The organism is Rhodospirillaceae bacterium (assembly GCA_018660465.1).
Classification (GTDB): Bacteria; Pseudomonadota; Alphaproteobacteria; order Rhodospirillales; family JABJKH01; genus JABJKH01.
The window spans coordinates 96,361-119,543 of the sequence record JABJKH010000089.1 but is presented as its reverse complement, the minus strand read 5'-3'; the positions used below and the strand labels follow the sequence as shown (position 1 = coordinate 119,543).

Below are 23,183 nucleotides of genomic sequence, written 5' to 3'. Positions count from 1 at the left end.
CGGCTTAAAATATGACGAATTTTAGACCAGCAGCCAATAGGACGACTGATAGTATTCGGATCAAATAAACCGATGGAATTGCTAAGGCCCCACCTCTGGAACCGATCAGGCCGCCCAGCATCGCAGCGACTGCCCAAATCGGCACGACTGTCGGCAGTGAATTTAAACTCACTAAATTCCCAGCCAATCCCGCCGCTGAATTGAACAGAATAAAAACCGCTGATAGGGCGGAGGCTTTGCGAATGCCGGCCCATCCAAATTGCAAAAGCACTGGACTCAATAAAACGCCGCCACCAATGCCGGTTAAGCCAGATAAAAAGCCGACAGTTCCGCCCGTGCCCAGTGCGGGCACCTTCGGCAATATCTTATCATTTTCAGAAAACCTGTCAGGCTCGGCCAATGACCGCCAAATAAGATAGCCCGCTGAAAGGATCAGCAGGCCACCCAGAAGCAGGCGGTAAATTTCTTGCGGCAGAACCATTGTACCGCCAACGAAGGCCAGCGGCGCTGACATCAGTAATAATGGCCATGCCTCAGAGAACTTTAGATGCCCGGCTTTATAAAATCGGTAGGTGGTTAGTCCCGCAACTAAGACATTAAGCGCCAGTGCCACAGGCCGCATAACTTCCGGCGGCAACCCAAACAAAGCCATCACTGCCAGATATCCCGTTGCCCCGGCTTGGCCAACAGAAGAATAGAAAACGGCAATTAAGAAAAATAAGCCAGTGATGGTGAGGACGAGATCAAGTTCCAGCGGTCTCTTCCTTCCCTTCCGTCATTCAAATACAACAAACCCTAACGTGGCATCTATGGTTTTACCATATTTGAGACCCATTCGAACCTGATGCCACTTTTTGTGAGCTTTGCTGTCCCAAAAGACGTTACCGCTCGCATAAATTGGGCCTTCTCCTTTGAGGGCATCCAAATTGAGCTGCATCAGGAATTCTTGAACCTCTTTGGTGCCGCGCTCTGACATTAATTTTCCGGTGTGGTCGGCGCCATAATTTTCGACCAACGCCGTTCCTAAAAACCGGCACAGAAAATCGTCTTCGCTTTTTAGATACTCGCTGATAATTATATTCGGCCAATATTTCATAAAAGGTCGCGTTTGAGAGTCGGCGAAGCTCAGCACGCCGTCAGGTGCTGTCGCATTAACCAAGGCGACAAACTCTTGAATTAAAGGATGATTTTGCGCGTTAACGCTCGGAACAACCGTATTATAGCTCACCAATACACTGATCTTTTATTACTTAAATTATAGATTTTATTGACACATCGCGAAACAATGAATTGAAACCGTTATATAATCAATATCTAATATATTTCAAAATGTTTCTGTCATATGACAAAATGTGTGCCGATTGGACACGCGGTGGTTTGACGGCGTTGGGTAATATATAATTCCGACCCATGACAGAGTTTCCAGGTTCAGTATCAGGAAGGCATTGGCATAAGCTGGATGACGGTCGAATTCAGTGCGATGTCTGTCCGCGTGAATGTAAATTAAATGAGGGGCAACGGGCGCTGTGTTTTGTCCGTGCACGCGAAAACGACGAAATCGTTCTGACAACGTATGGCCGCTCAAGCGGATTCTGTATCGATCCTATCAAAAAAAAACCGCTCAACCACTTCCTGCCGGGCACGCCAATCCTGTCGTTTGGCACCGCAGGGTGCAATTTAACGTGCAAATTTTGCCAGAATTACGACATCAGCAAGTCGCGAGAATCTGATCGTCTAATGCATAAGGCGACGCCGGTAATGATTGCAGAGGCGGCAAAACAGTCGGGCTGCAGGAGTGTTGCGTACACATATAATGACCCGGTTATATTTTTGGAATACGCAGTGGATGTGGCCAAGGCGTGTCACGAACGGGAGATTAAAAACGTCGCTGTAACCGCGGGATATATTCAGGGCACGGCGCGTGAGGAATTTTTCCAGCACATGGATGCGGCTAATGTCGATTTGAAATGTTTTACTGAAGATTTTTATCACAAACTTTGTACGGCGCGGTTGGCTCCGGTTCTGGATACACTGAAATATCTGAAGCATGAGACCGATGTCTGGTTCGAAATTACCAACCTTCTAATCCCCGGGGAAAACGATTCGGAAGCGGAACTGGAGGAAATGACTCAATGGATTGTCGAGAATTTAGGCCCTGATGTACCCGTCCATTTCACAGCCTTTCATCCCGACTGGAAAATGCAGGACAAGCCCCGAACGCCGCCAGAGACACTATTTCAGGCATATAACATCGCCCGCAAAAATGGCATTCACTACGTTTACACTGGCAATATTCACGACGAACGCACCGGCAGCAGCTATTGCCATAACTGTTCAAGCAAATTGATTGGCCGCGATTGGCATGAGTTAAAGGCTTGGAATATCAGCTTCGACGGAAATTACCGGGGCAATTGCGCGAAATGTGGTGAGCCTGTCGCCGGGATCTTTGAAAACGAACCCGGTGACTGGGGCCGCAAGCGCGTACCGTTGCGTTTTTCTTAATCACAAGGGCGATTTACCTAAACATTCTTTTCGGCGCATGACATGCGGGTCATGACCTGCTAAACGTTCGCAAAGATAAGGAATTAGCGGCGTATTCAATGTTCAAAAAATGGCTTGGCCTAACCCTAAAGGTATCCGTCTCGGGTGCCCTTATCTGGTTTGTCCTCAGTAAAATAGATCTCTCGTCTGCCAAGGACCGGGCGTTGGATGTTGCGCCGGAAATGCTGTTGTTCGCGACGATGTTGTTTTTGGTTCAGGCAGTGATCGCGGGAGCGCGGTGGAAAGTCGTTCTAAGTGCGATTGGTGCGCCGTTGCCGTTTATTGATTCCTTCAAGATTTATTATATCGGGCTCTTTTTCAATCAGACCCTGCCGTCTTCTGTCGGTGGTGATGCCGTTCGGATGTACATCGCGAAAAGAGCAGGTGTGCCGCTTGGAGCTTCTATTAATAGCGTCCTTCTGGAACGTGGCGCGTTGGTTATTGCTCTGGTGCTGATTGTGACGGCCATGCAGCCGTATTTCATGACCCGGGTTCCAGATGATCAGGAAGGCTTAATTCTTACCTCTGTCGCGGTCTTGTTCGTGCTGATGGTTGTGGGCTTGATCGTGCTGATGAACCTCGACCGACTGCCCTCACGTTACAGCCATTGGCGTGTCGTACGCGGACTTGCAATGCTGGCTTCCGATTCCAGGTTGGTATTCTTAAGCCCTCAATGGGCATCCAAAATTTTGGCTTGGTCCTTGGTTGGCCACGTGAATGTAACGCTGAGTATTTATATTTTGGCACTTGGGCTGAAGTTAGATGTATCGATGTTAGATTGCTTGGCGCTGTTCCCGCCGGTCATGTTAGCGACGACCCTGCCGATTTCCATTGCTGGGTGGGGCGTTCGCGAAGGCGCCATGGTTGCCGCGTTTGGTCTTATTGGTGTATCGCAAGAGGGGGCTGTGGTGCTCTCATTACTGGCGGGAATTTTAGCAATTGTCGCAAGTTTGCCCGGCGGTATTATTTGGCTGATGAGTGGATATCGCCGCAAGGATATTGAAACAGAGACGGCTGCTGTAGAAGCCGACAGTTAACAGCAACAGGTTTGATTGCAAGCGGGACCCGGAGTCCTTAGATTAATTTATTCCATGCCATGCAGGAGATGTAACGGTGCAGAGACTAGAATTTTCGGTTCATGAGTTCATGACCATAATGGGCCACCTGGATTTTAACCGGAAGGGCAAACCGGTTGAAGGTGGATCGTCAGTCTACGATGAATGGTATGACCAGTGGCGCCAATTGGACACTCGGTTGGAATCGCTCGACCCGCTGCCACGGGCAGACATGCTGTTCGACGCAAAGGTCGTCATTAATTCGATCACCGATGCGCAATTGTTCGAAGTGATTGGTGTCGTCCAAGAACAGATCAACATGCACAAAGAACTCATCGATACAGACGACGAAGATGCCGACCCGGAAGACCTGGAAGGTTGGGAAAAGCGTCTGGTTGATCTCGAAAAACTACAAAATAGCAATAACTACGTACAGTAGTTACGCACCTTGGACCTAAGGGGGATTCATGAAAGTCGTATTTGCCAAGCCATCGTTGCCTGAGAAAGGTGTTGTCGTTGTCGGAATATTGGGCGGACGAAAGCTTACCGCCAGTGCGACCGCGCTTGATAAAAGCCTAAAAGGTGCCTTAACACGCGCTGTAAAAGCCAGCACCTTCAAGGGAACCAAAGGTCAGACGCTGACGCTTTTGGCCCCCGGAGATGGCAAAATTAGCCGCATTCTTGCGGTTGGCTTGGGCAAGCCTAAAGAGATCAATGATCTTGGGCTACAGTCCGCAGGGGGCGCGATTTACGCAGCGCTAAACCGGGTCGGTGCGACCACGATTAGTGTTCTGGTTGACGACATTGATGGCTGTTCTTTTAAGGCAGCGGAGCAAGCAGCTGAAATGGCATTTGGATCGCGGCTGCGGTCCTATCGGTTTGATAAGTACCGGACCAAGGAAAAGAAAGAAAACAAGCCGGTTCTGAAAACCATTCAGATCCAATGTGCCGGAAATACCCGCGCAAAAACTTTGTATCAGGCTAAAGATAAAGTCGCGGATGGCGTATTTTTTACGCGCGATTTGGTGTCTGAACCCGCCAACGTGCTTTATCCCGTAACCCTGGCAAAGCAGGCACAAACCCTTTCCAAGTTGGGCATCAAGGTTGAAGTGCTTAACGAAGCGCAGATGGCGAAGCTTGGTATGGGCGCGCTCTTGGGTGTGGGGCAGGGCAGTATCCGTGAGTCCCGTATGGTCGTGATGCAATGGAATGGTGCGGACAAACCTGCCAAAGGCAAGAAAGCAGAAGCCCCCATCGCATTCGTCGGTAAGGGTGTGACGTTTGATACTGGTGGTATTTCGATAAAGCCCTCCGGCGGCATGGAAGACATGAAATGGGATATGGGCGGATCTGGTGTCGTTATTGGATTAATGAAGGCGCTGGCCGGACGTAAAGCCAAGGTCAATGCTGTTGGCGTTGTCGGGCTGGTTGAGAACATGCCGGGTGGCAATGCTCAGCGTCCCGGTGATATTGTTACCTCAATGTCGGGCCAGACCATCGAAGTTTTGAACACAGATGCCGAAGGGCGGTTGGTCCTGGCCGATGCGCTTTGGTACACCAAGGAACGCTTTAAGCCGAAGTTCATGGTCAACTTGGCAACGTTGACCGGTGCGATCATCGTTTGTCTTGGCGGTGAAATGGCGGGCTTGTTTTCCAACAATGATCGATTGTCCGAACGTTTGACCGAAGCCGGCAAGAAGGTCGATGAAAACCTTTGGCGGATGCCGCTGGGCGACGCCTATGACAAGATGATCAACTCTGACGCTGCGGATATGAAAAATATTGGCGCAGGTCGGGGAGCAGGCAGCACGACGGCTGCGCAGTTCCTGCAACGATTTGTAGATAAAACCCCGTGGGCGCACCTGGATATCGCCGGCGTCACATGGTCCAAGGCCGAGAAGCCGACAGTACCCAAGGGTGGAACTGGCTTCGGGGTCCGGTTGTTGGACCGGCTGGTGGCTGATTACTACGAGAAAAAGTAGCGGCGGCGCGGGTAGGATGACTTCTGTTGCATTCTATCACTTACAGAAATGGCCCCTCGACCGGGCCTTGCCCAAGCTCTTGGAAAAAACCGTTGAGGCTGGCAAGCGCGCTATCGTCATGGCCGGCTCAGATGACAAGATTGAAGCGCTGAACGGTCTTCTATGGACCTATGAAAACGATTCCTGGCTGCCGCATGGCAGCCGCAAAGATGGCGCGCCGGAAGACCAACCCGTCTGGCTGACGACGAATGACGAAAACCCTAACCAATCCCAATTCCTATTCCTAACAGACGGCGCATCGTCGGATCATGTCGGAGAATTCGAGCGCTGTTTCGAGTTGTTTGATGGCGAAGATGATGCCGCTGTCAGTGCCGCCCGCGAACACTGGAAGACGTACAAGGACGCCGGGTATGATCTGACCTATTGGCAGCAAACAGACCGCGGCGGCTGGGAAGAGAAGGCGGGGGCATGACTTACAAAGATGAAAAGGCAGAAGTCTACAAAGGCCATCGTGAGCGCAGTGCGACGGAGATCAAGAAAAAACACCTTCGCCAGTTTGATCAGGAATTTTTATCGCTTACCGGCGCGAACGTTGCCATGTCAGTTCTCGAAATCGGCTGTGGGGCCGGGCAATTTCTACGGTACTTAAAAGCACGCGGGTTTAGCGATACCGTCGGCGTGGACTACGACGAAAATTTGGCTGAAGTTTTAAGTGACATCGAAGGTTGTGAATTCGTTTGTGCGGATGCCAACGACTACGTGGCCAAAGTCTCAGGTGCCAGGACGTTTGATCGCATCGTTCTGTTCGATATTCTTGAGCACATGGAACTCGACGACGCCATTCAGCTGCTAAAGGGACTGCGTTCGATTCTTAGCAAGGGCGGAAAAGTATTACTCCGCATGCCAAACGTTTCGTCACCTTGGGGTCAGCGAATGTTTTACGGCTCCTTTGATCACGTCACACCCTACACGCCGGACCGGGTGAAGGAACTCGCCTTTATGACCGGCTATACGTGCTTGAATGTGGTTGGGCAGACGACGGGGAAATGGCGGAAGCGGGTTCTGGAGAATGCGCTGCATGGCATATTGAACCGCGTCCTGACCTACCACCCGCAAATTTGGCAGGCGAACTTGCTATGCGTTTTTGAACTCAAAAATAAGGAAGACTGAGAAATGGCAGACCAATGGGCCTTTAACGTAGATGATATGTCACAAGGCATTCAGCGAACCTTATGCGAAGGGATTACAACCCGGGTTTTCCCCGGTGACCACGCCATGCTGTCGGTGGTTCGGATTGAGCCAAATTCTTCTGGCACCTTACATTCTCACCCTGAAGAACAGTGGGGGTATCTGCTCGAAGGATCGCTGATACGTGTTCAGGGTGGCAAGGAAACAGTTATGAATGTCGGTGATTTCTGGCGCTCTCCTCCGAACGTTGAGCATACTGTGCGAACAGGGGATACGGGGGCTGTGGTCTTAGATATTTTCTCGCCGCCCCGGGAAGAATACAAGCAAGCAGGATCCGGGTTTGGTGAGGGGGCAGTAGCCGACTAATCTCGCTTGGACTTTATATCCAAATTAAACGCCAGGATTACGCCCGCAACGCCAACCCCTGCCATAACCAAATAGGCACCGCCGCTAAACATGGCATAAAGCTTCCCGGATGTCGCCAGGCCCATGGCCATGGCGACTCCAGAAACCGCGACAGCATATAGACTTTGTGCTGTGGCAGATCGTTCTGGCGCGACCGTTTCAGATATATAGTGGATCGCCCCTAGGTGTGTTGCACCAAACGTGAAGGCATGAAGCGCTTGAACGACAATAAGCACGCTCAAGTCGTCGCTTAGACCCGTCACTGTCCATCGAATAACAGCGGCGAGACCACCCAAAAGGATAAGCCTGGCAGCCCCCAGTCGGGCGATGAGTTGTGTGCCATAAATGAACAAGATAATTTCCGCAACGACGCCTTCCGCCCATAAGGCCCCGATGACGGTTTCGTTGTAGCCAACGTTTTTCCAATGAATGGTGCCAAAACCATAATAGATCGCATGGGTGGACTGGATCAGGGCACAGGCTGCGATAAACAGAACAAAGCGCCCGTTTGTCAGCATGGTCATAAAGGGCGCTTTGCCCTGTTCTGACTTTTCGACCTTGGTATTGGGAAGAAGCCAACATATGGCAAACACAGCGACCGCGGACCCTAAGATGAGCCAATGGACTGTATCCACGCTTCTGTCGGTCAGAAAGATACCGCCACCGGCGGTCGCAACGATAAACCCGATTGATCCCCATAGCCTGAGACGCCCGTAGTCCAACCCCTTCGCCTTGGCGTTGAGCATGGTCAGACTTTCGCCTAACGGCAGGATCGAGGACCACGCCATAAAAAACAGCGCCGTGACCAGAAGAATACTCCAGAACCCTTCGGCGAATTGAAAAACTGAAAATACGGCCGCCGCACAAAAGGCGAGCACGATCATCAGGCCTTTGCGTTCGCCGCGTCGGTCGGCCAGATGGGCAATCGTTGGACTAACGAAAACTTTCGCGAACACGCCGGAAGCCAGGATGATCCCGATTTCGGTTTCGCTGATGCCCCGATCCTTCAGCCAGAGCGGCCAAAAGGCGCTTACAAATCCAATGAGGATAAAATAGACGCCATAAAATCCTGCAAGACGCCACGTCAATTGGGATTTTGAATGGGGCATCTGGTTCGATTTACGTCGCTTCTTCCAAAGTCGCGGAGGCTTCGAGCCACTTTTCCTCTGCCTTGGAAACGTTAGATTTAATTTCGCCAAGTCGAACTTGGAGCTTCATGAGGTCAGCAGTAGAGCCATTATAAACTTTTGGGTCTGCAAGTTCTGCTTCCAGTTTCGCCTGCTCGGTTTGCAGCTTTTCCATGCGCTGTTCTGCATTTTTTACTGACCTCCGTAATTCAGCGTTGGCTGCCCGCGCTTGGGCTCGGTCGCGACGGGCATTGCGCTTGTTGGCCGAGGTGCCATTCCCTTTTTCCTGGCGACGGGCCGCCCTGCGGCTTTCCAATAGCGACTTTCGATAGTCATCAAGGTCGCCATCGAAGGCCCCGCACGAGCCATTCTCAACGATCCACAGCCGGTCACAAACCAGTTCAATCAAGTTTGCGTCGTGACTCACCAGGATTACCGCCCCCTCATAATCGTTCAGGGCTTCGACTAGGGCTTCGCGAGAATCCACGTCTAAGTGGTTGGTCGGTTCATCTAGCAGCAGGATATGCGGAGAGTGTCGTCCCATGAGGGCAAACAGAAGCCGGGCCTTTTCGCCGCCAGACAAATTACGGACTTCGGTGTTGGCCATGTCTTGGGAAAAACTGAACTGTCCCAAGCGCGCGCGAACTTTTGATTCGGGAAGGTCCGGCAACAACCGGGCCATATGGCTAAAGGCAGTGCCGTTGGCATCCAGCTCTTCGGTCTGGTGCTGGGCAAAATACCCGACCCTGAGTTTGCCGGACTTTCTCAAAGTGCCGGCGGAAGGCTCTAGCCGCTTAGACAAAAGCTTAATAAGAGTCGATTTGCCATTTCCGTTGGCACCTAGAAGCGCGATCCGGTCGTCCATATCAATCCGAAGATTGAGGTTGGTGAGTACCGGGTTGCCGTCTTCATATCCAACTTCTGTGTCTTCCAGGGTTAGAATTGGCGGTGCCAGTGGATCAGGGTTCGGAAACGCGAACGTGCTGGTCTTTTCTTCCATCACAGAAGCGATGGGCTGCATGCGTGCCAGCATCTTAATCCGGCTTTGGGCTTGGCGCGCTTTATTTGCTTGTGCCCTGAAGCGATCAACAAACGATTCAATGTGACGTCTGGCAGCTTGTTGCTTAACCCGCATTTTAGCGTCCAACTCCAAGCGTTCACGCCGGGTTCTCTCAAAGCGGTCATAGTTGCCCGTGTAGCGGACGAGTTTTCGGTGCTCCAAATGGATAATCTCGTCGGTAACTTTGTTGAGCAGAGATCTGTCGTGGCTGATGACGACAAGGGTTCCTTGCCAAGCCGCAAGATATTGCTCCAGCCACAAGACGGCTTCCAAATCCAAGTGATTGGTCGGCTCATCCAGTAACAACAGATCAGGTCTGGCAAACAGGGCGGCGGCCAAGGCTACCCGCATACGCCAACCGCCGGAGAAGTTATCACAGGTCTGTTGCTGTGTCGCTTCGTCGAATCCCAATCCAGCAAGGATGGAAGCTGCACGCGCAGGTGCCGCGTGGGCCTCTATATCTGCCAGACGGGTATGGATTTCACCAATCCGGTGCGGGTCTTGGGTGGTTTCTGCTTCGTCTAACAGGGATTGCCGCTCGGTATCTGCTGCAAGGACCGTATCGATCAAAGAAGTTTTCCCGCCCGGTGCCTCTTGTTGGACCTGGCCAACGCGAGCTCTACCCGACAGTGAAACCGTACCAGAATCTGCGTGAAGTTCCCCTGAGATCAACTTGAACAGGGTTGTCTTTCCGGTACCGTTCCGCCCTACGAGGCCCACCTTGTGGCCCTGAGGGACAGTTGCAGATGCGGTCTCGAATAAGGGCCGCCCGGCGATGCGAAATGTAAGATCAGTGATGTGAAGCATGGGCGGGGTGATAGCACGCTTGTATATGTTGGGAAACAGCGTTGAGAAAATTTACCATAGGATTTGCCAAAGGATTTAGTTGCCACGTCACCATGGTGCGTTTATATAACGCGCCGACCACATTTGGATGCCGGGGGGACTTGGTCAAATATTCTTGTGGTCTTAATAATTAGAACATTGTTATTAAATCATTATTTGGAGTTATCAGAAGAATGGCTGTCGAACGTACGCTCTCGATCATCAAGCCGGATGCAACGGCTCGTAATCTAACTGGTAAGATTAATACGTTTTTTGAAGAGGGCGGACTACGGTTCGTTGCCCAGAAACGCTTGCAGTTGACGAAGGAAATGGCCGAGAAGTTTTACGGCGTTCACTCTGAGCGTTCATTTTTTCCTGAACTGGTTGACTATATGATTTCCGGCCCAGTTGTAGTGCAGGTTTTGGAAGGTGACGGTGCCATCGCACGAAATCGCGAAATTATGGGAGCCACCAACCCGGCAAATGCCGACGAGGGAACAATTCGTAAGGCTGTTGGCGTAGATGTTCAGGAAAATTCCGTTCACGGTTCGGATTCACCGGAAAATGCCGCGATTGAAATCAGTTTCTTTTTCAGTGATACGGAAATTGTCGGATAAGAATCGCTAAATTATAAGATTTGTACTGGATTGAGCCGCTCTAATTTAGGGCGGCTTTTTTCGATTTTGCCCTCCTGCGGCCTTTTTAAATTGAAAATAATGTTATCTTTCTCGAATCTCCGAATCGAACGCTTAATGAAACTGTCGTGAAGCTGTCATAATTATTCAAAAAAATTATTTTCTGATAATTTCCTGCAAATTCTGACAATAATTTGCATAAATTCCTATAATTCTGACGCGTAGCTGACAAAATCACAATTTTTGTAATATTTTAGTTGAATTTTTTAATTTACCTTTTATGTAAGTTAAATAGCACTTCGAGTATATCTATTGGGCAGGGTATTTCGGAGCGCATTTATGCAATCGATGACACAAATTGGGTGATTATTGCTTTGAACATGAGTGCAAAAAATTTTAAAGACCCGCGCCGAGAAGGCGAAGACCGTCGAACTAGAGGCGGCGACCGCAGAGATGATCCAGGGCCTCGTCGCGAGGAGTCTATTGCGACAAAAAATGCCGTATCGCGTTCTGTCCCAACGGCAGCTACAGATCGGCGTACGGAAGGTGCAGCCAGACCGGACCGTTTTGCTCAAGGAAAAGCAAGAATTTCGCGCCGCCATATTTGGGGGCCGACTGCATTGATCGTCATTGTGGTCAGTATGGCTACAGCTGAATTGTCGGGAGGGTATGTTTCGGGCTTTATAGCTGAGCAGCTTTCGGACAGTAACGCTGAGCAGCTCTCGGACAGTAACTATGAAACTACGCGTAACGACGGTGGCTCAAGCCCCTCTTTGAAGGCGCCGGCTCCTCGGATCAAATCCTCTGGTGGTACTTCCGGTCCAGCACCAGGAACCAGTTTGGCCAAAGCTATGGCGATTAAAGAGCCTACGATCAAAGATCTTAAGCGAGTGGATACTTCCTCTTGCCCCCCCATGCCCAAGGTCGCAATTTGGGGGAACCTGACCCACACGCGGGTGATCAATTATGTTGATCGACGACACGATGGGGATTGGACGGTATATCTAGATAAATGGGACAAACAGGCCGGTAAAATTAAAGAAATTTATGATCGGGGCAGTGCCATCAGGATTGGCAAAAATAAGATTAAGATCGAAGGCAAGCAGTTAGCGGAGTATGCCGCACAAGTCCGCCAGCGGGCTAATATTAACCGCTGCCTTTCAAAGCTTGTTGGTACAACCGACTCCTAAAATATATCTAATTCGCCCAAGCAATGCGGAGAATATTGGTCGCTCCCGGCGTGCCGAACGGAACGCCTGCGGTTACCACGACCCGTTGTCCAGGTTTTGCGAACCCTTCTTCAACCGCAACTTTAACCGCTGTATCGACCATCGATTCAAAATCATCCATGGTGTGGGTCTGAACCGGATGAACACCCCAAGTGATGGCAAGCCGCCGTGCTGTCAGCATGTCTGGGGTTAAGCTTAAGATGGGAACTTCTGGGCGTTCACGCGCGCACCGAAAGGTCGTCGAACCACTGGTCGTGAAAGTAACAATTGCTGCGGCGGATACGGTTTTAGCGACTTGGGCAGCGGCTGAGGTAATAGCGTCTTCGGCGGTTGCTTCAGGATTATAGTGTTCGGCGGCAACAATGCGTCGGTACAAGGGATCCCTTTCCGCACTGGTGATAATCCGATCCATCATCTGAACCGATTCCAGTGGAAAGGACCCGGCCGCGGATTCTGCTGACAACATAACCGCGTCGGCTCCATCATAGACTGCAGTTGCGACATCAGAAGCCTCTGCCCGAGTGGGAATAGGGGTATTGACCATGGAATCCAGCATTTGGGTCGCGACGACAACGGGTTTGCCTGAATATCGGCAGGTTCTCACGATCCGTTTTTGTAGGGGAGGCACATCTTCCGGTGGGACTTCGACGCCAAGGTCACCGCGGGCGACCATGATCGCATCAGCTAGGTCGACAATTTCCCAGAGGTCGCGGACAATCGATGGTTTTTCAAGTTTGACCAAGACCGGCGCGCGGCCGCCTATAAGCTTGCGCGCGACGGCGACGTCCTCGGGTCGCTGTACAAAAGATAAGCCGACCCAATCAACGCCCATATCCAGGCCAAATTTTAGGTCTTTGCGATCTTTTTCCGTGACCGGGTCCAAGTCCAAAATTGCACTCGGCACGTTAACACCCTTATTGGCGGATAGGGTGCCGCCGGTCATTACATGGGTTTCAGCAAAGTCGGCACCGCGCGAAGCGACCCGCAGACGAATTTTTCCATCATCCAGCAACAGGTCCATATCTTGTTCCAGGGCCGCAAAAATTTCCGGATGGGGCATGTGCGCCCGGGTTTCGTCGCCCGGGTCTTCGTTTAGATCGAGCCGGAAGTCATTCCCTTGTCTGAGTTCTACAGAATCAGACTTGAATTTTCCGACCCGAAGTTTAGGGCCCTGAAGATCCTGTAGGATGCCAATAGGTCTGGAAAACTTTTTTTCCAAATTGCGAATTATTTTAAAGCGCTCTTTGTGGCCTTCGTGGCTGCCGTGACTGAAATTGAATCGAAAGACATCGACACCGGCCTCAAACAGCTGAGAGATCATTTTCTCATCGGAGCTTGCGGGGCCGAGTGTCGCCAAGATTTTTGTATTTCTATTTCGCAGCATTATTATCCACCGTCACTTTTAGGTCTAACCCTCAGTAAATCTTTACAAATTGACGCCTAAATGACAACACATGGCGACTTTGTTCTAACCAATAGGTTACAATTTCGGGTGGAGGTGTTTTTAGAATTATGACGGAAAAGCCCGAAATATTGGTGATGTGTGTGAACCGCCGCTTTCAATTGGGGCAGCGGTCGTGCGCGGGCAGCGGCAGCGAGGATATTGCCAAAGCCTTAGAACAGGGAATACTCGAACGACAAATAGACATTGAGACGCAGCGCATTGTTTGTCTTGGCCAATGTACCAAGGGACCATCCATGAGATTGGCACCGGGGGGCCGATTTTACTTTGAAATGTCGCTTGATAAAGTCACAGGGCTGCTTGAGGAACTAGAGGCGGAATGCGGCACTCGTGATACGGATGATGATCCTCCGCTACATTTGTTGGGTTCATAAAAATGCCCCGCGAACTCTTCCCCCTAGCTAAGAGTTCGCGAGGCTGTTGCCCACCGTAGCCGGCATGTTGTGGTGGTGGGCGTGTTTGGATTTTAGTGGCAGGTGCTGCCCATAACTGTGTGGATGATCTTGCCCGCAATTAGTAGGCTACCGGCCAAGGTGCAAACTGCAAAAACATCGCTGTAAGGGAGCCAGGTAAATAGATCGGCCCAAAGATACCAAACATCGGTTAACACTGTAAGTAATACGTTCATTTCTACCTCCTATTTCCTCTGGCTGTTCCTCATTTTCATTACGTAATAGTAACGATTTGAGCTTATAGTGACAGTGACCGGGGTCACAGGGCAAAAAAACTTTAAGGAGAAAGCAACATAATGAGTAAAAAACGTGTGCTGATAACGGGGGCTGCTGGATATATCTCGTCTCAGCTTTTGCCCATATTCCGTGATCGTTATGAACTTGTCCTTCTCGATAGTCAGAAACAAGGCCGGGAAGGGGTGATTGAAGATATTATTGAAGTCGATCTGAGCAATCCGGATATCGAGTCATACCGACACCATTTTCAAGGCATCGATGCCGTTGTTCATAATGCCCGGATCAGTCGGCCTGGCCTCAAAAGCAATGCGCCTGTTCAGTGGTTGGACGCCCGCCCGCCCAACAATGTTGATTCGTATTATCCGGAACGGGACAGTCTGGATATGGCGTTCCATGTTTTTAAATTGGCGATGGAGGAAAATATAGGCCGCGTCGTTGTGGCGAGTTCCAACCATGCAACAGATTGGTATGAAAGCACGATACACAGCGGTGAGAAGCGGATGATTGGCCCAGAAACATATCCAAAATCCGATAATTTTTATGGCTGGACGAAGGCCGCGTACGAGCACATGGGTTTTGTGTTCGCCACCGGGCGGTTTGGCAAGGCGGTGGAAAACGTTCACATCCGCATCGGCGCGCCCAGGACGATTGATGGTGAGAAGTTACATTCGAACCCGACGTCGTATCGCCGCAACTTAGGCGCCTATTTTAGCCCACGTGACATGTGCCAGCTCTATATCAAATCCATCGAAACGGTCGATATCAAAAATTCAGACGGTATTCCCCATCAGATTTTTTACGGAATTTCAGATAATACACGTGCGTTCTGGAGCCTTGATAATGCTCGTGAGGTCGTGGGCTATGCACCGGAGGATGATTCTGAGCAGGTGTTTGCTGACGAAATTGAGAAATATTTGACCTAATCAAATTTTTTTTCGTCCGATACTTGCGCCGGAAATTTCGCCAACTATATCAGTTTTGTCGGTACTGGGATGCCTATGAAGGGTCCCAATCTCACCGGCAAAAATAGGAGCCAGGCCATGGTGGCGGGTTCCGAAACTAAAACATATTGCTCGAAAGGAGAATATGTCATGCGTACATTTGATTTCTCACCCCTGTTCCCTTCCACCATCGGTTTTGATCGCTTCCAGCGTGTGTTCGACGAAAGTCTTGAGCGCGCCAATTCGGTGCCGAGTTACCCGCCCTATAATATCGAGGCGGTTGACGAAGACGCTTACCGGATCACCATGGCGGTTGCCGGATTTTCTGAGGACGATTTGGAAGTAACGGTCGAAGCGGATCGTCTAACCGTCAGCGGCAAATCTACTGAGGACACTGCCGATGCCCGCTATCTGCATCGTGGTATCGCAACTCGAGCGTTCCAGCGGTCGTTTGATTTGGCCGATCACCTGAAAGTCATCGGCGGAAATTTGGAGAACGGCGTGCTGACCATTGATCTTGAACGCGAAGTTCCAGAGGAACTGAAACCGCGCAAGATCGAAATCGCCAAAGGTCCGGCGGCATCACTGACCAGTAAAGCGAAAAAGATGCTCGGCGTCGGCGATAAAGAAGCCGCGTAGTTTTTATTCTGAAGCCTCCCAAAACTGGGTGCGTTCCTTTGCAGGGACGCACCCTTTTTTTGCGTGCGCCGAGGGGCGGACGCTTTCCATCAAGGGGTGCTTAGTTTAGATATGGACACCATTTATTTTGAGAAGGTGCCCCGATGAAGGCGATGGTTCTAACCGCGCTCAGCAAGATTGAAGAGCAAGAAATTCCCCAGCCTGTCCCGGCTGACGGTGAGGCATTGGTTCGCGTCACGGGCAGCGGCATCTGCGGAACAGATTTAAAAATATTCGATGGTGGCATGCCGGCTCGGTTGCCGTTGGTCATGGGGCACGAAATCACTGGCGAAATTGTTAAGGGCCACACCGCTAATGGAGCCGGACCTGGAACGAGAGTCGTAATCGATCCCACCTGTGCGTGCGGAACCTGCTTTCATTGCAAAATTGGCCAGACCAATCTTTGCCCCAACAGCCTTTTGATCGGCCGCGAACGAAACGGTGGATTTGCCGAATACATGACAATCCCAGAGACCAATGCCCATTCGATCCCTGACGATGTCGATGATGATGAAGCGGCCTTTATCCAAGTGTTTAGCACGTGCTGGCATGCGCAAATGTTGGCGGAAATTGTGCCGGGCGAAACCGTTGTCGTGACCGGGCTAGGTGTTGCCGGCCAACTTCACGTCCAATTGGCCAAGGCTCTGGGTGCTGGCAAAGTCATTGGCATTACCCGCAGTAAATGGAAGCGTGACATGGCGGAAAAATTTGGCGCTGACCTGACGTTGGCGCCGGATGAAGACACCCCTGAGCGTATCCTTGAAGCGACCGATGGACGCGGGGCTGATCTGGGGATTGAGACAGCCGGTAAGCTCTACACCCTGGCCCAGACCATGGACCTCGTTCGGTTGGGCGGCCGGATACTTCCCTTTGGAATTTATACGGAGAAAGAGGGCAAGCTGCCGTTCTATGATTTCTACTTCAAGGAACTTAAAATCATCAATGCCCGTGCGTCGCTGGCCAATTCATTTCCGGCAAGTACCAAGTTGGTGCGAGATGGCGATATCCAGATAAAACCCTTGATCACACACGTCCTCCCCATGACCGATCTCAATAAGGCCATGGAAATGTTAGCGACCGATGAGCCTGGGCGGATGAAGATGATTATTCGGGCGTCCTTATAGACTCTCCAAATAGGCCACCATCTTTTGGCGCTCTTTTTCATTTGGGAACCGCCCCAACCCAGCCTGCACATTATCGCGCATATGCTTGGGCTTGCTGGTGCCGGGGATCGTGCAGGTGACGGACGGATGGGACAAAACAAATTTTAGAAAGTATTGACCCCAGCTCTTACACTGAAAGTCTGCCGCCCAGGGCGGAAGTTTTTGGCCTCTGACAGCGCGGAACAAGCTGCCCCGCTGAAACGGTCGGTTGATGATGACGGCTGTGCCTTTGTCCCGTGCCAAGGGCAGCAGACGCTCTTCCGCCTTACGGGTATCAATGGCGTATTCGGTTTGCACAAAATCGAATTGATTGGAGCCAATGATTGCCGCCAATTCGGCCTGTCCCCAGTCGGTGTAATGGGTGATGCCGATGTAGCGGATCGTGCCTTCTTCCTTCATGCGCCGAAGGGTTTTCAAATGGGTGCGCCAGTCGACCAAATTATGAATTTGGATCAGGTCGATCTTCGGTGTGCGGAGAAGGCGGGCCGACTTTGCCATTTGCTCGATGCCATCTTGACGGCCTTCCGTCCAAACTTTGGTCGCAACAAATGGTTTTGGCGTGAAGCTAATATCGCGAAGAAGATCACCCACAACCTCTTCCGCCTCCCCGTACATGGGAGATGAATCGATAACGGTCCCACCCGCTTGTAATAGAAGCTTTAAAACTTCACGCCGGGGAGCGCGCTCTGACTCTCTACCACCAATATCAAACACTCTGGATGTTCCAAGCCCGACAACGGGCAAAGCTTCACCTGACACAGGGATCAGCTTGGTGCGCATGGTCGCGGGGGTTGCCCACGCGTGCTGGCCTGATAGCGCCGACAGCGCAGTGCCTCCTGCTAATTGAAGAAACGATTTCCTGCTGAGTTTAGGTCCGTACATGGTTTTCTCCTGCAGCCATTTGTTCCTGTTTGCGTCCCAAATAAACAGATGTTCCGATCCAGACGGCGGAATAGGCAGCCGCGACCCCTGCCAGGGCTGGAAGCTCGAACCCAAGCCCGTGATCCAGGCCGGCGTGTACCCATCCGGTAACCGCATCGCCGCCTCTATAGGCTACAGTATCATTAAACACTTTTGGCTTAAATTTTTGCTCTGGGGTGACGACCGTATAGAGAACTTCACGCGCTGGTTTGGAGAGCGCAAAGTTGGCAGCCCGTCGCAGCGTGTTGAAAAGGATCAAGAATATCCCATGTGGTGCAATTATCAGCGCCAGAAACCCGGCCAGAGTAAAGACCGGTACTGCCGCGATAAAAACACCAACGCCGAGTTTTGGCATGAACCGTCCCGTTACAAACAACTGCGCCAATATGGTGAGGGCACCGACGATCATATCCAGCGATGCAAAAATTTCGATGCGGGCGACCTGTGCCTTTACGTTGGCATCGATGATGTTGATTTGCTGAAGCCAAAGAAACGTCGAAGTGCTGGTGTAGAGAAACATATAAACACAGATGCCGAGCAAGTAGGGCGAGCGTGCCACAGCAGAGAACCCAGCAAAAATGCTTCCGCCAATGGGCTTGGGTTTGTGATCCGCTTTAGTGAGAGCCGGGTCATTGATAAGGGCGCGAAAACAGACCTGGGTTAGTTCCAAGAACACAGCCGATAGCAGGAGCAAATTTACCGGCCCCAGGGGTTCTGCGAGCGTTCTGGCAATAATGGGGCCGAGTAACGCCCCTGCCGAGCCCCCAGCAGATATAAAACCGAACAATCTCTTGCCTTGTTCGGACTTAAATATATCAGCCATAAATCCCCAAAACACCGACACGATGTAAAGGTTAAAAACGCCGACCCACAGGAAAAAGGCGCGGGCGATCCAAGGATCATTTTCCTTGAATGTCATCAGCGCGAAAAAGATCAAGATGTTAAGAATAAAGAAGCGATAAACGAGAGGGATGAACGTGCGTCGCGGGAACTTGGCCACGACCCAGCCAAACAAGGGCACCGCCAATAGCATCAAGGCAAAGTTTCCAGTCAGTAGCCAATGTAGGTTCCGCGTGCCGCCAACGATACTCATTTCATCGCGCAACGGCCGAAGGATGTAGTAGGCCGTGAGCAGGCAGAAGAAATAGGCGAACGACCAGAACAGCGCGCGCACCTCATTCTCGCGGACATTAACACTGCGGGTGAGGAATGAAATTAAGGGCATGGGCTATTTTACCCGCGCAGGTACTTTACTCAATATTAGGCTTTAGTGGTCTGTATCACCTAAATTACACCCCTACGATCAATTTTCCCATTTCCTCGGTAGGAGAGGATGTGCGGGCGATGCCGCAGCATCGTCAAGCTTTCTCGACGCCCCGAGGGTATGGGAAAATTGACCCGAAGGGCGATGGTATGAGGCTTCCGGATGTCGTCCTGCATCGTTTATGGTGATGGCACCACGGCGCGATGCACTCCTCGCCGGAAACCTCATACCATCGTCGTAGGAGTGTAATTTAGGTGATACAGACCACTGGATTGTTTTTTATTAACTTTCTCGTTGTACGATTCCGCCCATGATTGAATTCAAACGTACCCTTATGGCAGCGCTAATAGTCACGGTAATCGGCCTTGGTGGCTGTGATACTTTGGGCTTGGTCAACGAAGAGAGCCCGACAGTCGCGCCCGCCAGTTCGGCCGGAAACCCTGAGGCCGTGACAGGTGGGGGACAAGACTTAGCCTTGGAGCAAAAAGTAATCGTCGTTCGCGCCCCTGGGATCGCTTCCCAAATCCCGCCTGCGCCAGCCACCGCGAAACCCTTAATTGGCGTCGATGCTGAAACCCCTGGCCTCAAGGTGGATCAACTGATTTGGGCTTGCGAAGGCAGTTACCCTGCATCCGTTAATCCTGAGATCGGCAAGTATGGTTGTTCAAGCTATGTCGCGGGCTTTATCGATTCAGTGGTTTTGGTACAGTTCTTGGCAGGTAAGAGTCTGATCTGTGTGCCGGATGAAGGCATCCAGAAGGATCGCGCCGTGCAGGCCTTTTTGCGGTGGGGACGGGAGCATCCGGAATCTCACAATGAAAATGCCCGCTCTGCCTTAATGGTGGTTTTTGCTGAAGAGTATCCTTGTACGTCGTAAACGGAGGATGGCTATTATGATGAAAAACCTTGTTGTTTTGGCGGCTCTCTTGATGGCGGCACTTTTGGTGACGCCGGCATTTACCCAGTCAAGTGCTCAGGAAAATTCCTATTGGACGAACGGCGAACGCCTGGCTGAGTTATGTTTTACCAAAGTCGAAGGCATGCCTGAGAACCCGCTGTGCGTCGGTTACATCGGCGGGGTCGTCGATGTGATGGCGAATAAGGCAGAAGTGGGTGGGTATCTGGCATGCTTTCCATTCGGGACGACACCACATACTCATGTGACGGTGGTAAAGAGTTTCCTGCGTGCGCATCCAGAACAGTATCACTATCCAGCCGCATTGCTTGTGGCCGCAGCAATTTCAAAATCGTTTCCCTGTAAGAAGAAATAATTAGCACCTTTCCCTTTGGGGCAATATCACTACGATGGCGAAAAATTTATAGTGGTATGGAGCCAGTTTCCCATGAGCGATATTTTCGTATTGGATTCGGATCAGGAAGCAATCCTGGATACGGTCCGCAAATATGTTGAAGAAGAAGTAAAACCGGTCGCGGCAGACCTTGACCGACAGCAAGACCCGTCTGATTGTTTCTCGTGGGAATTGGTGGAAAAGGCCGATGAACTTGGCATCCGCACCATGACCCTGACCGAAGAATGGGGTGGCATTGGTGCCGACTCCCTCACTACATCCATGGTGGTTGAGGAATTGGCCAAGGGGGACCTTGGCGTTTCCGTGGTTATGGCGCAGACGCTTAAGCTAGCGCAAATCTTCCAGAACGCGACGACAGATCAGCAGAAAGAAAAATACCTGCCAAGGTTCCGCGATGACCCGCGCTCATTACTGGCGATTGGGATTACCGAACCGGAAACGGCTTCCAACTATTTTCTGCCCCTTGATGACCCAAAATTCCCGTTTCAGACCAATGCGGAAAAGGTTGAGGGCGGTTGGAAAGTCAACGGCATGAAGCATTTCATCTCCAACGGAAACCGCGCCAACATCTATCTGTTATTCGTGCAGTCGGAGAAAGGCAAGGGACTAGCCAGTGGTGCCACCTGCTTCATCATCGATCGGGAAATGGAAGGCTTCACCATTGGCAGAGTCCACGACAAAATGGGCGAACGGCTGGCGAATAATTCTGAGCTCATTTTTCAGGACTGTTTTATTCCCGATGAAAACGTGGTCGGTGAAGTCGGCAAAGGCTTCGGTGTGCTGACGGAATTTTTCCCGCAGAGCAACGCCTATGCTGCCGCCAGCGTATTGGGCGTCGCGGTGTCAGCCTACGAACGGGCGCTGGAATGGGCCAAGGTTCGGGTTCAGGGCGGTACGCAATTAATAAATCATGACGGCATTCGCGCAGACTTGGCGGAAATGCGGATGAAGTTGGATATCGCTCGGACCTATATTCACCGGGCCTGCTGGGCGGCAGACAATAAAGACCTTGGATGGGACCCAACGCTTGGCGCTTACCCAAAGGTATACGCCTCTCAAATCGCCTGGGAAATCGTCACCAAAGCGTCAGAAATCCACGGTGGTTCCGGCTTTATGAAGGATGTCGGATTTGAAAAGCTGATCCGTGATGCGGCTGCCTTCTTGCATTCAGATGGCGTCAATCGGACCCTGCTTCTGAAGGCTGCCAACATGATCTATAAGGATTAAAGATTAAAGCCGGTTTCTCGCGGCTTCGTGACGTGCGAAAACCTTCTCGATGGTTTCCATGGCAGTGCGGTACTCCGGCTTATCGCCTCCAATTGCTGAAAGGTCAGTCACCAGGGCCTTCATCAATAGGTCGGCGACGTCCATTTTTCCCGAACGCAGTGCATGTTCATGAGCTTCGATAATTTTGTCGCTGAGTCTACGCGCTTTTTCCATGGGTCTTCCAAGTTAATTTTGGCCAATCATACATGTTTTCCACAATTTGACAGCAAAAGATCGTCATTCGGCTTTTGGCCACAGAATTTCCAGTGTATAGCAATACCCTATGGCATTGATTACTGACAATACCGCCCTCCAGGAACTGTGCGGGCGGCTTTCAAAAGCGTCCTATATCACCGTTGATACAGAGTTCATGCGGGAGAAAACCTACTGGCCCATACTCTGTCTTGTGCAGGTCGCAGGACCGGATGAGGCATGGGCGATCGATCCGCTGGCCGAAGGGTTGGACTTGTCGCCGCTGTTCGATCTGTTTGCCGATGAAAATATATTGAAAGTGTTTCATGCGGGCCGCCAGGATTTGGAAATCTTTTATCATCTGGCGGGGCGGTTGCCGAAACCGGTGTTTGATTCACAAATTGCCGCAATGGTTTGCGGTTATGGCGATTCTGTTGGCTACGATACTTTGATTGGCTCATTGACCGGTGTGCGAATTGATAAATCATCCAGGTTTACCGACTGGTCTGTTCGGCCCTTGTCGGATCGGCAAATTGACTATGCCTTGGGGGACGTCACTCATTTGCGGGTCGCCTACGAAAAGTTAAAGGCGACCCTGGAGAGCAACGGTCGTGCCGATTGGTTGGTTGAAGAAATGGCAGTGCTGACAGCGGCAGAGACCTATTATGTCGATCCGGCGCGGGCTTACTTGCGCCTAAAAGTTCGCAATCCGAAGCCGCGCTTGTTAGCGGTCCTTCGCGAAGTTGCAGGCTGGCGTCAAACCCAGGCTGAAACACGGGACTTACCGCGCAACCGAGTCCTTCGGGACGAAGCTTTGTTGGAAATTGCACACCATGTGCCAAAGACCACGGCAGACTTGGAACGGGTCCGGGGACTTGGCAAGCGGATGGCAGAAAATGCTTCTGGCCAGGAATTGCTGGACGCCGTTAAGCGCGGGCTTGCCGTGCCAGATGCGGAATGTCCGAAGCCTAAGAACCGTGCACGCTTGCCCGCCGACATCGGCCCGACGGCGGAACTGCTTAAGGTTCTCTTGAAAATGAAGTGTGTCGAATCCGGCGTGGCGCAAAAGTTGGTTGCGTCTTCAGCTGATGTGGATTTGATCGCCGCCTATGGTGAAGAGGCAGATGCCCCCGCCCTTCATGGCTGGCGCCGCGACCTTTTCGGAGAAGACGCGCTAAAGCTCAAGGAAGGTGCCATGGCCTTAGCGGTCCGCAACAAAAAGGTCGCTGTTGTACCTGTGGACTAGGTCC

At 51.4% G+C, this 23,183-nt stretch carries 26 protein-coding genes; 17 read left to right on the top strand and 9 right to left on the bottom strand.

The features are described from left to right. Positions 1–4: 4 nt before the first annotated feature. Positions 5–754, bottom strand: coding sequence for a sulfite exporter TauE/SafE family protein (locus HOM51_14735; protein ID MBT5035766.1), 750 nt, complete (start codon positions 752–754; stop codon positions 5–7). A gap of 21 nt (positions 755–775) precedes the next feature. After that, complete coding sequence (locus tag HOM51_14730; protein MBT5035765.1) at positions 776–1,228, bottom strand: hypothetical protein; 453 nt, start codon at positions 1,226–1,228, stop codon at positions 776–778. Between the two features lie 182 nt (positions 1,229–1,410). Here HOM51_14730 and amrS point away from each other — a divergent pair, with 182 nt between their 5' ends. From amrS to HOM51_14695, 7 genes are all read left to right on the top strand, one after another. Then, entirely contained in the window at positions 1,411–2,502 is a 1,092-nt protein-coding gene (gene amrS / locus HOM51_14725) for an AmmeMemoRadiSam system radical SAM enzyme (protein ID MBT5035764.1), read from the top strand. 98 nt (positions 2,503–2,600) lie between these two features. Then, positions 2,601–3,578 (top strand): flippase-like domain-containing protein, encoded by a 978-nt coding sequence (locus tag HOM51_14720; GenBank protein ID MBT5035763.1) that lies wholly within the window; start codon positions 2,601–2,603, stop codon positions 3,576–3,578. Between the two features lie 76 nt (positions 3,579–3,654). After that, complete coding sequence (locus tag HOM51_14715; protein MBT5035762.1) at positions 3,655–4,035, top strand: hypothetical protein; 381 nt, start codon at positions 3,655–3,657, stop codon at positions 4,033–4,035. A 28-nt stretch (positions 4,036–4,063) separates the two neighbouring features. After that, positions 4,064–5,578 (top strand): leucyl aminopeptidase, encoded by a 1,515-nt coding sequence (locus HOM51_14710; protein ID MBT5035761.1) that lies wholly within the window; start codon positions 4,064–4,066, stop codon positions 5,576–5,578. A 16-nt stretch (positions 5,579–5,594) separates the two neighbouring features. Beyond that, entirely contained in the window at positions 5,595–6,050 is a 456-nt protein-coding gene (locus HOM51_14705) for a DNA polymerase III subunit chi (protein ID MBT5035760.1), read from the top strand. Next, entirely contained in the window at positions 6,047–6,748 is a 702-nt protein-coding gene (locus tag HOM51_14700) for a class I SAM-dependent methyltransferase (GenBank protein MBT5035759.1), read from the top strand. The genes HOM51_14705 and HOM51_14700 overlap by 4 nt, the downstream gene beginning before the upstream one ends. Positions 6,749–6,751: 3 nt before the next feature. Then, the gene (locus HOM51_14695) at positions 6,752–7,132 is read left to right on the top strand and encodes a cupin domain-containing protein (GenBank protein MBT5035758.1); all 381 of its coding nucleotides are present in this window, start codon (positions 6,752–6,754) and stop codon (positions 7,130–7,132) included. Here the strand turns inward: HOM51_14695 and HOM51_14690 are convergent. Together HOM51_14690 and HOM51_14685 are read right to left on the bottom strand one after the other, a co-directional pair. Next, entirely contained in the window at positions 7,129–8,280 is a 1,152-nt protein-coding gene (locus HOM51_14690; protein ID MBT5035757.1) for an MFS transporter, read from the bottom strand. The genes HOM51_14695 and HOM51_14690 overlap by 4 nt on opposite strands. A 10-nt stretch (positions 8,281–8,290) precedes the next feature. Next, positions 8,291–10,165 carry an ABC-F family ATP-binding cassette domain-containing protein gene (locus tag HOM51_14685; protein ID MBT5035756.1) on the bottom strand — a complete coding sequence of 625 codons (1,875 nt, stop codon included), beginning with the start codon at positions 10,163–10,165 and terminating at the stop codon, positions 8,291–8,293. Between the two features lie 212 nt (positions 10,166–10,377). Between HOM51_14685 and ndk the strand changes: the two genes are divergently transcribed. Beyond that, positions 10,378–10,800, top strand: coding sequence for a nucleoside-diphosphate kinase (gene ndk / locus HOM51_14680; GenBank protein MBT5035755.1), 423 nt, complete (start codon positions 10,378–10,380; stop codon positions 10,798–10,800). 398 nt (positions 10,801–11,198) lie between these two features. Further along, positions 11,199–12,008 (top strand): hypothetical protein, encoded by an 810-nt coding sequence (locus HOM51_14675; GenBank protein ID MBT5035754.1) that lies wholly within the window; start codon positions 11,199–11,201, stop codon positions 12,006–12,008. Positions 12,009–12,015: 7 nt separating this feature from the next. Here the strand turns inward: HOM51_14675 and pyk are convergent, their stop codons facing one another. After that, positions 12,016–13,431 (bottom strand): pyruvate kinase, encoded by a 1,416-nt coding sequence (gene pyk, locus HOM51_14670; GenBank protein MBT5035753.1) that lies wholly within the window; start codon positions 13,429–13,431, stop codon positions 12,016–12,018. A gap of 128 nt (positions 13,432–13,559) precedes the next feature. On the opposite strand from pyk, the gene HOM51_14665 reads away from it, so the two are divergent. Beyond that, entirely contained in the window at positions 13,560–13,883 is a 324-nt protein-coding gene (locus HOM51_14665; GenBank protein MBT5035752.1) for a (2Fe-2S) ferredoxin domain-containing protein, read from the top strand. Between the two features lie 92 nt (positions 13,884–13,975). On the opposite strand, the gene HOM51_14660 is transcribed toward HOM51_14665, so the two are convergent. Next, on the bottom strand, positions 13,976–14,137 hold the full coding sequence (locus HOM51_14660) for a hypothetical protein (GenBank protein MBT5035751.1): 162 nt from the start codon (positions 14,135–14,137) through the stop codon (positions 13,976–13,978). A 120-nt stretch (positions 14,138–14,257) separates the two neighbouring features. On the opposite strand from HOM51_14660, the gene HOM51_14655 reads away from it, so the two are divergent. From HOM51_14655 to HOM51_14645, 3 genes are all read left to right on the top strand, one after another. After that, a complete protein-coding gene (locus HOM51_14655; GenBank protein ID MBT5035750.1) occupies positions 14,258–15,121 on the top strand; it encodes an NAD(P)-dependent oxidoreductase in 864 nt (287 codons plus the stop codon). A 168-nt stretch (positions 15,122–15,289) separates the two neighbouring features. Then, a complete protein-coding gene (locus HOM51_14650; GenBank protein MBT5035749.1) occupies positions 15,290–15,778 on the top strand; it encodes an Hsp20 family protein in 489 nt (162 codons plus the stop codon). Positions 15,779–15,921: 143 nt separating this feature from the next. Beyond that, positions 15,922–16,941: an alcohol dehydrogenase catalytic domain-containing protein gene (locus HOM51_14645; GenBank protein ID MBT5035748.1), complete on the top strand. Its 1,020-nt coding sequence runs from the start codon at positions 15,922–15,924 to the stop codon at positions 16,939–16,941. Here the strand turns inward: HOM51_14645 and HOM51_14640 are convergent. Both HOM51_14640 and HOM51_14635 read right to left on the bottom strand, forming a co-directional pair. Next, entirely contained in the window at positions 16,936–17,760 is an 825-nt protein-coding gene (locus HOM51_14640; GenBank protein ID MBT5035747.1) for an aldo/keto reductase, read from the bottom strand. The two genes, HOM51_14645 and HOM51_14640, sit on opposite strands and share 6 nt — an antisense overlap. A gap of 88 nt (positions 17,761–17,848) precedes the next feature. Then, positions 17,849–19,126: an MFS transporter gene (locus HOM51_14635; protein ID MBT5035746.1), complete on the bottom strand. Its 1,278-nt coding sequence runs from the start codon at positions 19,124–19,126 to the stop codon at positions 17,849–17,851. A gap of 349 nt (positions 19,127–19,475) precedes the next feature. Here HOM51_14635 and HOM51_14630 point away from each other — a divergent pair, with 349 nt between their 5' ends. The 3 genes from HOM51_14630 to HOM51_14620 all read left to right on the top strand — a co-directional run bounded on the left by HOM51_14630 (position 19,476) and on the right by HOM51_14620 (position 21,702). Beyond that, on the top strand, positions 19,476–20,042 hold the full coding sequence (locus tag HOM51_14630; GenBank protein ID MBT5035745.1) for a hypothetical protein: 567 nt from the start codon (positions 19,476–19,478) through the stop codon (positions 20,040–20,042). A gap of 16 nt (positions 20,043–20,058) precedes the next feature. After that, positions 20,059–20,436 (top strand): hypothetical protein, encoded by a 378-nt coding sequence (locus tag HOM51_14625; GenBank protein MBT5035744.1) that lies wholly within the window; start codon positions 20,059–20,061, stop codon positions 20,434–20,436. A 72-nt stretch (positions 20,437–20,508) separates the two neighbouring features. Further along, positions 20,509–21,702, top strand: coding sequence for a hypothetical protein (locus HOM51_14620; protein MBT5035743.1), 1,194 nt, complete (start codon positions 20,509–20,511; stop codon positions 21,700–21,702). Positions 21,703–21,705: 3 nt separating this feature from the next. Here HOM51_14620 and HOM51_14615 read toward each other — a convergent pair whose 3' ends face one another. After that, positions 21,706–21,915, bottom strand: a complete 210-nt coding sequence (locus HOM51_14615) for a hypothetical protein (GenBank protein ID MBT5035742.1) — start codon at positions 21,913–21,915, stop codon at positions 21,706–21,708. 109 nt (positions 21,916–22,024) lie between these two features. Between HOM51_14615 and rnd the strand changes: the two genes are divergently transcribed. Next, positions 22,025–23,179 (top strand): ribonuclease D, encoded by a 1,155-nt coding sequence (gene rnd / locus HOM51_14610; GenBank protein MBT5035741.1) that lies wholly within the window; start codon positions 22,025–22,027, stop codon positions 23,177–23,179. Positions 23,180–23,183: the final 4 nt, after the last annotated feature.